Source organism: Natranaerofaba carboxydovora (genome assembly GCF_022539405.1).
Classification (GTDB): Bacteria; Bacillota; Natranaerobiia; order Natranaerobiales; family Natranaerofabaceae; genus Natranaerofaba; species Natranaerofaba carboxydovora.
The window spans coordinates 2,712,406-2,725,493 of record NZ_CP054394.1; the positions used below are offsets into that span (position 1 = coordinate 2,712,406).

Annotated in this window: 9 protein-coding genes; 3 read left to right on the forward strand and 6 right to left on the reverse strand. The window is 38.9% G+C overall.

All coding sequences use genetic code 11. The annotated features are described in order from the left end of the window. Positions 1-155: 155 nt before the first annotated feature. On the forward strand, positions 156-1,520 hold the full coding sequence (gene mgtE, locus ACONDI_RS12820) for a magnesium transporter (protein ID WP_241078940.1): 1,365 nt from the start codon (positions 156-158) through the stop codon (positions 1,518-1,520). A 59-nt stretch (positions 1,521-1,579) separates the two neighbouring features. Here the strand turns inward: mgtE and fliD are convergent, their stop codons facing one another. Both fliD and ACONDI_RS12830 read right to left on the reverse strand, forming a co-directional pair. Then, positions 1,580-3,010, reverse strand: a complete 1,431-nt coding sequence (gene fliD / locus ACONDI_RS12825; RefSeq protein WP_241078941.1) for a flagellar filament capping protein FliD — start codon at positions 3,008-3,010, stop codon at positions 1,580-1,582. Positions 3,011-3,127: 117 nt separating this feature from the next. After that, on the reverse strand, positions 3,128-3,859 hold the full coding sequence (locus ACONDI_RS12830) for a copper amine oxidase N-terminal domain-containing protein (RefSeq protein ID WP_241078942.1): 732 nt from the start codon (positions 3,857-3,859) through the stop codon (positions 3,128-3,130). A gap of 207 nt (positions 3,860-4,066) precedes the next feature. Here ACONDI_RS12830 and ACONDI_RS12835 point away from each other — a divergent pair, with 207 nt between their 5' ends. Next, positions 4,067-4,219 (forward strand): hypothetical protein, encoded by a 153-nt coding sequence (locus tag ACONDI_RS12835; protein ID WP_241078943.1) that lies wholly within the window; start codon positions 4,067-4,069, stop codon positions 4,217-4,219. 17 nt (positions 4,220-4,236) lie between these two features. Here ACONDI_RS12835 and ACONDI_RS12840 read toward each other — a convergent pair whose 3' ends face one another. The 4 genes from ACONDI_RS12840 to ACONDI_RS12855 all read right to left on the reverse strand — a co-directional run bounded on the left by ACONDI_RS12840 (position 4,237) and on the right by ACONDI_RS12855 (position 12,459). Then, positions 4,237-4,398: an aspartyl-phosphate phosphatase Spo0E family protein gene (locus ACONDI_RS12840; protein ID WP_241078944.1), complete on the reverse strand. Its 162-nt coding sequence runs from the start codon at positions 4,396-4,398 to the stop codon at positions 4,237-4,239. Between the two features lie 621 nt (positions 4,399-5,019). Beyond that, complete coding sequence (locus tag ACONDI_RS12845) at positions 5,020-9,036, reverse strand: X2-like carbohydrate binding domain-containing protein (protein WP_241080964.1); 4,017 nt, start codon at positions 9,034-9,036, stop codon at positions 5,020-5,022. A 25-nt stretch (positions 9,037-9,061) separates the two neighbouring features. Continuing rightward, positions 9,062-10,837, reverse strand: coding sequence for a CHASE2 domain-containing protein (locus tag ACONDI_RS12850; RefSeq protein WP_241078945.1), 1,776 nt, complete (start codon positions 10,835-10,837; stop codon positions 9,062-9,064). 68 nt (positions 10,838-10,905) lie between these two features. Continuing rightward, positions 10,906-12,459: an NHL repeat-containing protein gene (locus ACONDI_RS12855; RefSeq protein WP_241078946.1), complete on the reverse strand. Its 1,554-nt coding sequence runs from the start codon at positions 12,457-12,459 to the stop codon at positions 10,906-10,908. A gap of 208 nt (positions 12,460-12,667) precedes the next feature. Here ACONDI_RS12855 and ACONDI_RS12860 point away from each other — a divergent pair, with 208 nt between their 5' ends. Next, entirely contained in the window at positions 12,668-13,000 is a 333-nt protein-coding gene (locus ACONDI_RS12860; RefSeq protein WP_241078947.1) for a DUF3307 domain-containing protein, read from the forward strand. Positions 13,001-13,088 lie beyond the last annotated feature (88 nt).

Sequence of the window (13,088 nt, forward strand, 5' to 3'; positions counted from 1 at the left end):
TTGATGTTTTTTAAAAAGTAGCAGCTCCTCGTGAGCTGTTTTTTTGTTGTCTTTTTTAAAGGAGGTGGTTTATATATGGATGTTCCCTGGCACCCCCAGATTAATTACAAATATATATCAAGCAAGAATAAAACTATAGTACAGGAGGGGTTATTATGCCGCTTTACCAAAATGTTCAAGATTATATTGAAAACAAGCAAATGGATGATCTAAAAAAACTTGTTAACGAAAGTGATCTCCAGGATCTACTTAGCTTAATAAAGGATCTACCAAAAGAACAAAGGGTTATGGTCTTTAGGTTATTAAATAAAGACCTTGCTATAGAAATTTTTGAGCTTTTAGATATCAGTTTTCAGCAGGATCTTCTTTCATCTTTCAAAGAACAAAGAGCACAGGAAATCTTTGGCGAACTTGATCCTGATGACAAAGCAAGGTTGATGGATGAACTTCCTGCCAAAGTAGCCAAAAGACTTATTCAAAATCTGCCCAAGGAAGAAAGAGAAGACGTCTCAGAACTACTAGGATATGACAGAGAAACTGCCGGCAGGATAATGACACCTGAATATATAAGCATTAAAAAAGAAATGACTGCAAGTGAAGCTCTAAAAAGAATTAAAGAAAGAGGCGGAGAAAAAGAAACTGTATACATTCTCTATGTAACAGATAACAAAAGAAAGCTAGAAGGAGTCGTCTCCTTAAGAGAACTAGTAATGGCTGAAGATGAACAAAAAGTTGAAGGCATCATGAGCACTGATATAACTCATGTGGTAACAGACACTCACCAGGAAAGAGCAGCAAGGGTACTTAAAGAACACGACCTTCTTGCTGTACCTGTTGTAGACCATGAAGATCGCCTTGTTGGAATTATAACTATTGATGATGCCATGGATATCTTAGAAGAAGAGACCACCGAAGAGATCTTTGACAAAGCAGGACTAAGTATTTTTGCGGATACAGAAACAAGCAGAAGTTATAAGTTGATTGAGGGAAGTATATTCGAAAGGTGGAAAGTACGCCTCCCTTTTCTTGTTATTACTCTAATCGGCGGTATGCTTGCAGGCTTGGTGATTGAAGGATTCGAAGAATCTTTGGAAGCCATCGCAGCTCTGGCGGTATTCATCCCTGTTGTCATGGATACAGGAGGAAACGTAGGCACTCAGTCATCCACTATTTTTACAAGGGCACTGGTATTAGGTCATATTAATATGAAAAGGTTTTATAAGCACTGGTTCAAAGAAATTGCTACAGGTTTTACCATGGGGGTAATCCTTGGTACAGCGGCGGGAATAATAGCACATCTATGGCAGGGGATCAACGGCCTTGGTCTTGCAATCGGAGTATCTATGACCCTCACAATGACCATAGCTACAAGCCTAGGATTTTTGATACCATTCATCCTTGTAAAACTAAATTTTGATGCGGCAGCAGGGGCTGATCCTTTTATCACCACTATAAAGGACATTACAGGACTTTTCATATATTTCACATCAGTAAGCATATTTTTAGGTCATTTGCTTTAATAGACAGGGCGTTTTTTGCCGGTAAAAATACTACCGTCAAAAAACGCCCTGTTTTGTAATTAAAAGTAGAAGTCAAACAATAACCCAGACCCAGCTGATGTAGGAAACTGATTTCTACCAAAAACATCATACATAGCATAATTATCAAGCTCCATTAGTTCTTCTATACCTTCTGTATCATCATTTTCTTCAAATATATCTTCAACATATCTTGACGGTGGTGTCCGTAACGTCTCTTCAGCCACCCTTTCAAGCCTTGAAGCAACTCCTCTGTTGCCACCAATTGTATCCTCTACAGTTTCTATCCTATCCTCTATACTCTGTTCAAGAGCTTCGTCATCTATTTCCATCCTACCATCAGTATAAACATCAACTCCGATAGCACTAAGCTCACTACCAGCAGACACAGCTATATTTACAAGTCTATCTCTTAAAGTCCCAAGCTCGCCTCCCTGTTCTCTCTCCTCAAGGAAATCAAGAGCCCTGTCATAAACACCTACTAGATTCTCTATTCTATCCCTTATTTCTTGTGTATCGCCTGTTACTTCTACACTAGTTTCCCCTACTTCTCTTAGTTCTAACTGGATTCTTCCATCATCAAGATAAAGATTATCTCCTCTAGTATGAACATCCTCTTCAGAAACACCATCCGCCACAACCTCAGCGTCCTGTGCTTCTGTTACGGTTTCTAACCCTAACTGCTCCATCAATCCTTCTTCGTCTTCGCTTTCTGTGATGTCATATACTTCAAATTCTTCTCTAGCCCCGGTTTCTCTTGAAGCTATTTCAAGCCTTATTTCACCTTCATTCAATTCTTCATCCTCTACATTACTAATAACATCAGCTTCTACACCCAAACCTCTAGAGTTAATCTCTTCGGCCACCCTGTCTAATAAGTCCCTTACTGTTCCTTCTTCATCTATTTCAATTTCGAATAATTCTTCTACTGTGTTCTCATCAACATCATCTGTTAATTCGATAGCAAAGGTATAATCTTCATCTGTGGAAACATCGATTGCTTCATCTACGGGAGCGTCCCCTTCTAGAACTTCAGTTCTATCAAGCTGTCCTTCTGCTAGCTCTCTAACCTCAATTTGATATTCTCCACGTTCTGCTCTGGATTCAATATATTCTTCCACCAAAACTTCGGCATCTGATATCTGAACACTTCTTCTATCAAAGGCAGATTCACCAATAGGTCTATCTCTCATATTTAGCTCGCCGGCCGCGTCATCTAATCCCTGGAAAGTTTGTCTTAATTCTGAAGCAAATTCAGCAATCTCACTAGCCCTTTCTCTCCCCGGCGATTCAAAAGATTCTAAATTTAGTCTAGTATTATCATCTATACTATCATCTAATTGTATATCACCTGTACTGCTATTGCTTATTTGGTCTATAATATCTCTATGATCCATTTGGCCATATATTTGCTGATGTGACTGAAGGGTGGAAGGTAGGATATTTCCCTGATAGCCGGTTCTTTCAATCATAGGCCTTCCCTCCCATTATTTTACATTTAACTGTTAAGGGCTGACTGTTATGAAATAACTTTTAATTCTTTTCAAGCTATTTCAGCCTATAGCCTATATCGTACTGTAAATACTTCTTTAGTCGATATTGATTTCTCCTGTTTCTTCATCGTAATCAACTTTGTCACCAAGAATTTCACTTACAAACCTTAAGGGCACAAGGGTTCTTCCATTCTCAATAGAAGCAGGTACGTCAATTTCTCTTTCTTCACCATTTACAATAACTACATTATTACCTATCTCCAATTCGATTAATATATCATCTCGTTCTACAGTAACAACCCTATTTTCCCCGTCCCAATCTACCTTAGCACCTAGTGCTTCAGAAGTAGCTCTTAGAGGCAAAAGCACCCTACCATCTCTAATAACAGGTAGTACGTCACCAAACTCTAATTGCTCTCCTCTTACAAAAATCCTCTCTTCTAAACCTTTATCTTTTAGCTCTCCTAGGTCAATGTCACTCTCATCTAAAATATCTTCGATAAGCTTAAATATTTCATCTAAATTTTCTTCTTTTAGTAATTCTTCTAGTTCTGCTAATCCTTCCAATTCTTCAAACTTTTCAAGCTCAATATTTTCAAATTTTGAAAAATCAATTTTATCAAGGTCAATATCATTTATATCAAAGTCTAATTCCCCTAAATCAACATCCTCTAGCAGCTTATCTAATTGAGTTTTCATTAATGTTTCTTTTAGCTCTTGATTGTTTTGTTCTAATAAGCTTTCATAGAAATTCCCGGCAAAAACAGCCCCGCTATTAAAAATCATTAAACTAACCACAATTAAACCTATCAGAATTTTTTTCTTCAATTTTCCATCATCTCCTTTGTTTACATTATACTAAAATTATATCGATAAAAGCAATTTTTAGACAAAAAATTTTATTTTTCGATAAAGGAGATTTAATTATCAAAATAGAATAAATTGTCTGAAAGTTTATGTTGTGCGAAATTGTATGAGGAAATCATATGAACAATAAGTGAATTTATGCAACGAATATGAAGGAGGTTTTTAATAATGAAAACTTTAAGTCTGGTTTCAGTCAACAACTTTTTAAGCAAAGAAAAAGATAGGTTAGAAAAAGGTGAGCATAATTTGGACGAAGTTAAACTTGAATTAAAAAAAGCACAGCAGGAGCTAAGAAATTTAATAGAAGGTTCTAATCAGTAAGTTCTAATTAGTAAATTCTAGTTAGTAATTAGTCTGTTATATTCATTTAGTTTTTCATCAAGCTCCTGGCTTTTCTTGATAATCTCTGGATCTGTAAAATCTCTAGTTTCGTATAAAGTTTCTATCTCATCTCTCAACCCTTCGATTTCTTGTAATAAATCTTTTAAAGAATTACTCATAAATAATCCCCTTTCATTAAAATTTAATACCTTTATTGATCTTAGCTTTACTAAGTTATAGGATTTTTTATGAATGTTGGTTGTCAATATAGTTTCCCGTTAGTCCATTACAAATTTTATCACAATTAGTTATTTTTATAAATAATTCTACAACATTCGAGAAAACCCTTCTAAACTTGTAAATCTTTACAAAATTTTTAAATTGATCCACTGAAATTAATAGCAGTTCGATCAATATACATAGCTTAGTATGGCTTCATATTGGAAATACATAATCCTTGGAGAGGGTTTTGCTTTCTCTTACCAAGATTATGTTTTTCCCAAAAAATTAGCCCATCCTCTTTATATTTTGTCCTCGGCATATATATAAATTTATCAGGGCCCATTTTAGGAACCCTGTTAGTTAGGTTACTACTAATCTAATTTTACAAAAAAACAGGAAGGTAAATTTTCATTTTTATAATATCTATTTCAAATTGGAATTGATTCGCTAAGGTCAAAAAGCACATAAAAAATAGAGAGCAAACCCTAAGTTCGGGCTCGCCCTCTGCTTTAAACTTCCCTTGGTTCACTGGCTAGATGTAGGTTAGCTTATGAATGTGCGGTTTAGTTCTTAGCAAATTAATCATTATCTACTTCAGTGCTGTCGCTATCTAGTTCTTCACCATTTTTCTCTTTAAACAGTGTAGCTGTTACATCTTCGTCCTCTTCAAGGGAAAGATTGCTTACTTCATCATCTAGGTCTACTATGATCTCTTCCTCTTCTTCAACTTTGGTGTACTCAACATCGTTACCATCATGGTCTTCTAATACTACAAAGCCTTCACTAAGCCCCGTGTAGTCACTGGTTTTAAATGTGAACTCCATATCATCATCTTCTATTTCATCATCAAGATTTATATTACCATCGACATCAACCGTAAGTCTTGCAGTATCACTGTCATCCTCACTTTCTACTTTTACATCTTCATCATCATGGTCTGCTTCTGCTTCAAAATTAAGGTTTATAGTTTCGGTAGTATCAACATCAAGGGCCTCTACTTTTTGGGAAGCTACTTCGTCTCCGTCAATCTCTGCTTTGATTGTCTGAGTGCCTTCTGCATCTCCTGTGTTCTCTACATCTACCTGGACGTCAAAGTCAGAACCTTGCTCTTGCTCAAAAGTACTTTCACCTTCATCTATCTCCACTTCAAAGTTCTCTATTCCGGGAACTACATCTATTTCAATCTCATTATCATCTTCTGTAATATTTCTTTCTTCACTAATATCAATTTGAGCAAGTTTATCGCCTTCTTGTTCTACGGTAATTTCTTCTCCTTCCTCATTAATGTCAATGTCGTCATTATTAATATCCTTAAAGATAATTTTGCTATCCCCTTTAAATTCTACATTGTGCATTTCAAATATGCCTTCGATATCCTCCACCAAATTATATATAATTATTTTGCTACCTTCATATAAAGAAACATTAGTAATATCAAAGTTTCTGCTTACTTTAGCGTTATAAACTAGTTCCCCCTCTATTTCCATGTTAACTAATTTTAAACTGTCCGCTTTATCATCACTAGTAATTTCCATTTCCTCATTCTTTTCTATTCTCATATTAGAAAAAGTAACATTCTCATTTTCTTCTAGCTCTTTCTGCTCTCTATAAAGAGTTATTTCCTTATCCTCGTCTTCTTCTAGTTCAATCTCAAACTCACTATTTTTATCTTCATCTTCAAATTTTAATTCAACAGTATACTCATTCGGTGGCAATGGAAAACTAACTTTACTGCTTTCATCATCGATATTTTTTGCCTTATCATTTACGATGATTTTATCTAATACCAGTTCACTTTCCCCATTAGAGAATTTTTCAATATTTATAGTTAATTTGACCTTCTCATCTTTCGTTTCTGTTGTAAAGCTAAACTCTTCAGCTTCATCAAGCTTAATATCGTTATTATCCGCATGGCCTATTGCATCTATGCCAACCTCTACCGTGTAATCTTCTTCATAGGCCAAGCCATCATCTGGCGAAATGGTTAGTGCCTCGTCTGTTTCTGAAGCATTGAAATCTATAGCATCTTCAGCTTCATCTTCTAATGTAATCTCATCTTCATCTAGCAACTCGATACTCTCGTCAAAGGTAACTTCTAAATCTGTGTCTACTTCTACATCTGTAGCGTTATCCTCTGGGCTGGTTTCAGTTACCTCGATATTTTCGTCTGCTTCTGGTGTCATTTCAAAGCCTACCGTCTTATCCTGATTAATTACTTCAAAGTCACCATCATAATCCTCATGGTCTTCCTCAGTAGCGGTAAACCAATAATCTCCATCTTCTAAGTCTTTCTCTACATTGCCGTTATCTATGGTTACAGGATCGCCTACCTGCTCTGTGCGGTCTTTATCTTCATATACAATAATCTCAGCATTTACATCGTTTTCTTCTTCAAAGGTTACTGTGTAAGTTTCGGGAACTACTTCAGCAAATTCAGCTCCGATATCATAGTCTTCTTCTATGGTTACATCAAAAGAGCCTTCTGTCTTTTCGCTTGCATTCTCACTCCATTTGTTAAATTCATAGCCATCGTCTGCTACTGCTTCGATTGTTACCTCGGTACCTTCTTCTATCTCTATACTGTCGGTTTCACTATCTAATGTGTCCCCGTCTACTGTTACTTCCCCTTCACCCTCTAAACTGGTCAAGGATATGTCATAATTTTCTACGATATATAAAACTTCTATCTCCAGAGTAGCGTCTTCGCCTTTGTCAAACTCGAAATTAAATTCTAGTTCTTCGCCTTGGCCAAAGGTTTCCAAGAAGCCGAATTTGATGCTTAAGGTATCAGCATCTACATCCCAGTCACCATCTTCTATACCTTCACCAGTTACTTCTTCCACTTCGCTGGCTTCGTTATAGGTAATTGTAGTCTCTACATCCTCTGGATCGTTAAGATCAAAGTCTGCTTCTGTCGGATCGATTGTGGCGTCTACTACCTCGGTATCTATTACATTGATTACAAAGCTGTCTTCGCCTACATCAAAAGTTACGTCTACATCTAGTTCATCGTCTTCTTCAAGACCATTGGTTATAGTATCCTCGTGGATTGTAAGCTCATCATCTTGCTCATCCACTACATAGTCTTCCTGGTCGCCTTCACTCAGAACATCTCCTTTCAACTCTACTTCAGTTACCTCGGTAGCATCGTTCCACTCTATACTTACTTCTACATCAGCTGGAGCGTCTAAGTCGTATTTTACATTTTCTTCTGTGATTTCTCCTAGAGTTTCGGGAACTACTTCTTCTATAGTAACTTCTTCAGTTGCTTCTTCATCGTTACTGGCTACAGTTATATCATCAGTACCAACATCGTCTTCTTCAGTGTTCCATTCTAGAGCAAACGACTCATCCTGTCCGCCTTCAAGTTCTAGACCTTCGTTCTCATCAACTACATCTCCATCAAAGTCTAAAAGTTCTATCGTCTGTGTATCAGTTTCTTCACCTTCATTTTCAACCTCTACCTCAATTTCCATCGTCTCATTGGCTTCTACTTCTTCTGTTTCTATAATTTCTACCGCAAAATAAGCAGGCTCCGGGTCTGGATCTGGCGATGGGCTTGGCGAAGGCGAGGGATCTGTGTCTTCCTCATCTTCGTCCTCGTCAGGATCATCTTCTGGGTCTTCATCCGGGTCATCTTCAGGCTCTGGCTCTTCCTCTTCATCAGCCACTTCCTCTGAGGGTTCTACCTGAGGCTCTTCTTCGACTGCTTCTTCTGCTTCTTCTTGCCTTGCTTCTCTTTGTTGCCTTCTTTCTTCAATAGCATCATCTAGCCCTTCCTGAAGTTCTTCTGGCACCCTGTCGGGATCTTCTTCACCCATTTCCTGAAGTCTCTCAAGGGCTTCTAAATCTAAATCCTCATGAGTTGTTTCAGTTGTTTCAGTGTCTACCCTTCCATCGGGAGTTTCTTCCAAACTTGCTGTCTCACCGGCTTCAAGCTCGAATTCTTCTCCTGGATCCAGAGTTTCTTCTGGAGTTTCTGGATCTGCTGGATCTTCTGCAGGATCGAGATCTTCAGCGACTTCTTCCCTTGGCTCTACGCTTATGGAACCTGAGATAACGCTTACACTTGTTTCGTCGTTATCCTTGCTTACATAATAATCAGTTCCTCGTACACCCATAACTGCAGTATCAGTTTCCACTTCAAATCTTGAACCCGTGGTCAATGTATCTTTAACATCTCCGAAAAATCCACCGGAAAACAAACTAAAAGATGACTCTTCTGCTTCTTCTTCTGCGTACTCTATAAGCTCATTTATATAAACCTTGGAGTTTTCACTAAGTCTAACCTCTGCAGTATCATCTACTTCGATCTCTGCCCAGGAATCTCTTCCAGTAATGATCTGATCTCCTTTGGTAAAGGTCATACCCTCAAATGCCGAGATCTCTTTCTCTCCACCATCCCTTTTAAAAACCACATCGCCGCTGAATTCAAGTAGGGTAGCCTCTCTATCCAAGCCTTCCTGTGCTGTGGCCACATTCCCGCTGATACCAGAATAAGCCCCGGCCAGAAGGATTACCATGAGCCCTACTGCAAAAAATCCAAAGCCAAATTTTCTCTGCCAAAAACCTTTCCGACTACAACTCGTACCCATCACCTTCAATCCTCCTTAAAAACACTTACTCTTCCTCCAAAATCCTTGTAACTTCATAGACAGACACTTCTTGTGATTTTCCCTTAACCTTTATTGAACCCAGGTTGCGGGTTTCTACCTTGTCCTTTACCTGCTGGTAGGTAAAATCGCTTATCAAGATCTGGCTTGGGGCTGCATCACTCTCTAAGCGGGCAGCAGTGTTTACCGTATCCCCTATGGCTGTATAATCCATCCGAAAATCAGCCCCGATGTTTCCCACTACTGCAAAACCTGTGTTGATACCAACTCCTAGTTCCACACTTTTTCCATGCTTTTTTTCCAGCTCCTTCTGCAGCTCCTTGCTGCCTTGCACCATCTCCCTGGCTGCTTTCACAGCCTTTAAGGCATGATCTTCTACCTCTAGAGGAGCACTAAAAATAGCCATAACAGCATCTCCCATAAATTTGTCCAAGGTTCCCCCATGATTAAAGACAGCTTCAGCGCAAAGGCCTAAATAATCATTCAAAATATCCACTACTTCCTCGGGTTCTGCGCTCTCCGATAAGGGAGTAAATCCTCTTATATCCACAAACAAAAGGGTCACTTCCCTGCGCACTCCACCTAACTTTAGACCTTCTTCACCTTCTGCAAGAATCTCATCCACCACCTCAGGGGAGACATAACGACCAAATGCTCCTGTAACTCTTCTTCTCTCCAAAATCTCATCTAAATAACCGTGGGCAAGGGTTCCCACATACATCACAACCAAAAACAATACAGGATAAAACAAAAAGACTATCAGGCCGCTATCATAAACATACCTGGCCCCGGCTATATATCCACCGACAAGGACCACCAGAGCCCCCAAAGCTTTGTAGGGCGAGAGCTTACTAAAAGCCACATATCCCAAAGCCCCCACAAGAGCAAGGGCAACAAGCTCCACTCCATAGGACGCTTCCTCTTTGAAGTCCTGCCTTAACATCTGCTGAAGTATATTCGCATGGACCTCCACTCCAAACATGGGAGAATTCCTGGCCATGGGGGTGAAATAATAATCATCTATCCCCACGGTATAAGGTCCTATAAGAACTATTTTGTCCTCGAAGTACTCAGGGGGTATCTCCCCTTCAAGGACTCTGTTGTAAGAGAGCATCTCAAAGGAACCTGGCGGACCGGCATAATCTATGTACATCCTTCCCCATCCATCCAAAGGAAGCTCCTCTGGCAGAGAAGGCTCTTCGTTCTCTAAAAACTTCTCATAAATCCTCCAGGCGAAACTATATACTTTATCCCTGTCTTCTCCAACAGCTTCAAAATTTATCAAAGCCCTTCTAACAATTCCATCATCATCTGGAAAAGTATTTATGTGACCAAGCAAAGCATTTTCCGAAAGCCCGGGGACAGGATCTATAACTTCCTCCGCCCTAACTTCACCTTCTGCAGCAGCCCCTTCAAATATTCCGTAATTTGGAAGAATCACATTGTCAGTTTCAGAAAGAACTTCTTCTAGGATCTCATCCTCTTCTTCATCCCTAGAAGGCTCAGCAAAAAGAATATCCACTCCTATTGCAGCGGGCTCTCCTTCATCAAGCCTCTCTAAAAGCTCTGCATGATAGTCCCTGGGCCAGGGCCACTGCCCTAGCTCTTCTAAGCTTGGATCATCTATCCCAACTATAACGATTCGTGCATCTATCCCATCTTCACCTTGATAAAAAACATCCTGAAAAAATCCCTCTACAGATCCAAACACCCTAAAATAGGAAACAAACCCTACCAAAAGGAAGAGAACTAAAACCCCTATGAGGCGAGCCTTATTACTCACTTATATAACCCCCAGGCCGAATATCTTTTTAAGAAACCCGAATATCTTTTTCAAAAGTTAAACTCTAACTAATCTATTTCAAACTCAAATTGCTCAAAAGCCTCCTGCCAAATTCCTTTATCAGTAATCCATCTTTTGAGCCAGGTCCTACTCTTATATGGATCTGTTATCTGAAAATGCTCTATAATTTCCGGTTCATCCTTATCAAAAGTTTCAAAGTCATGATCCAGCTTCTCTTCTAATAATTTTTCATCTACCTTAAAGGCAAAGACTTGATTATTCCACATATCGGATACATACAAAAGCTTTTCCTCATTATCAAAAGTAAGATCCATAGGCCCTTGAAGCTCACCTTCATAGATAGTTCTTACCATTTCATCCTCCCTGGAAATAGCTCTGACCTTTTGATTTGAGGAATCTGCCACCAAAAGTACTCCTGCTTCACTAACAGTAAGTCCCTTGGGGAAGTTAAATCTCGCAGTTTCAAAGGACCCCTCCGTATCTCCCCCAACAATGTAGTCCGTATCCGAAAGCTTATTAGCACCTCTTCCTGCAAGGACTCTGACCCCATGATCTTCAAAGTGCTCCCTGTAAATTTCATTTATTGCATCAGCTTCATTGGTTTCAGCCTCCTCTTCCAGTCCTTCCTGCACCTTCACCTTTCCTTCTCCTAATCCTTCTTTTGCTTCCTCTAATTCTTCTTTTGCATCTTTTTCTTCCATGAGTTCCTCTATCTCTTGTCTGGCTTTTTTGGCTGTGTCCTCTAGCTCATCAAGCTCCGAAGCATCATGAAACACATCGATATCTATCTCCCATATCCTCTGATTTCCACTATCCGATACATATAAAAATCCTGAATCTCCAGCTCTTTCAGATTCAAACTCTTCATCCACAACTACATCGTAGGGTTCATTGAAGTTAACCTTAAGGCTTTTGGCTTCACCTTCCGGGGTAACCATCCTGATGGCATCATTCATGGTATCAGCAACAAAAATATTGTCATCCGCATCAACATCCATGCCAGAAGGGTTATCAAACTTTGCATCAAGTCCCATCTTGTCCTTGAATCCGGCTTCACCCGATCCAGCAAAGGTTGTTACTTTTCCCTCTGACAAACGCCTTATAACATGATTTTCTGAATCTGATATGTATAGACGACCTTCAGAGTCAGCCACAATATCCCGGGGTTCATCAAACTGTGCCTGCTGTCTTTCTTCGTCCACGTACCCCCCCGTGGGGAAACCATAATCATCAAAACCAGGAGGATCTCCTGCCAAAGTGCTCACTGCATCATCTGTTTCATCATCTGTTTCAACATCTGTTTCAGCGCTTCTAAGGCGCTGATTCTGAGTATCTGCGATTATCAACTCTTTACTTCCTTCATTTTCGAAGTCATTTTCTGTTTCAATAAGTTCTAAACCGCGAGGAAAGAAGAACCTTGCCCAGTCATAGTTTCCATCTCTATGGCCCGTCTCTCCATCACCTATTACAGCTTTCAGCTCAAGGGCTTTTTCTTCTTCAGCCATGACAAAGTTACTCCCACCGGCAAAACTAAAAACGATTATAATCATAATAAGGGTTGTACAAAAAAAGATAACATATTTGTCATTTTTGGCATTCATAATAATCACCTTCTACTTTTATATTGAATTTTAAACACATACCACAAGGTCATATAATCCCAATAAATCCATTTTAATTGGTTTTGTTTCCAATTTTAATTATGTTTCCAATTTTATTAGAGATCTGATAAAATTGCAATTAACTAGGGTAATTATATTACAAACAATTTGCAAATATTGTACAAAATTGGGATTGGAGGAAATGTAATTGAGCCCTTTTAGCTGGCTTATCATGGGCCATCTGGTAGGAGATTTTCTGTTTCAAAACAGGTGGATGGCCGAAAGAAAAAGATATGATCTCCTGGCACTTGCACTACACTCTCTTATATATACTGTAGCAGTTGGGCTTTTTTCCTTAGGATTTGGGGGATTATCTATCAGCGCAGTTCTAATATTATTTCTCTCTCACTTTTTTTTGGACAAACGCTTTTTTGTTGAGTGGTGGACAAAAAACATCACGGATAGCAGCGAAACCTGGATTTCGATAGTTATCGACCAAACCTTTCATCTCCTGGTATTGGTTTTGATTATCCATATTTGATTTCTATATGTCTCCATATATACATATCTAATCGACAGGTGATGGTGATCAAATGAAAGGAAGTTAACTGGAGATTCTAATTTGGAGG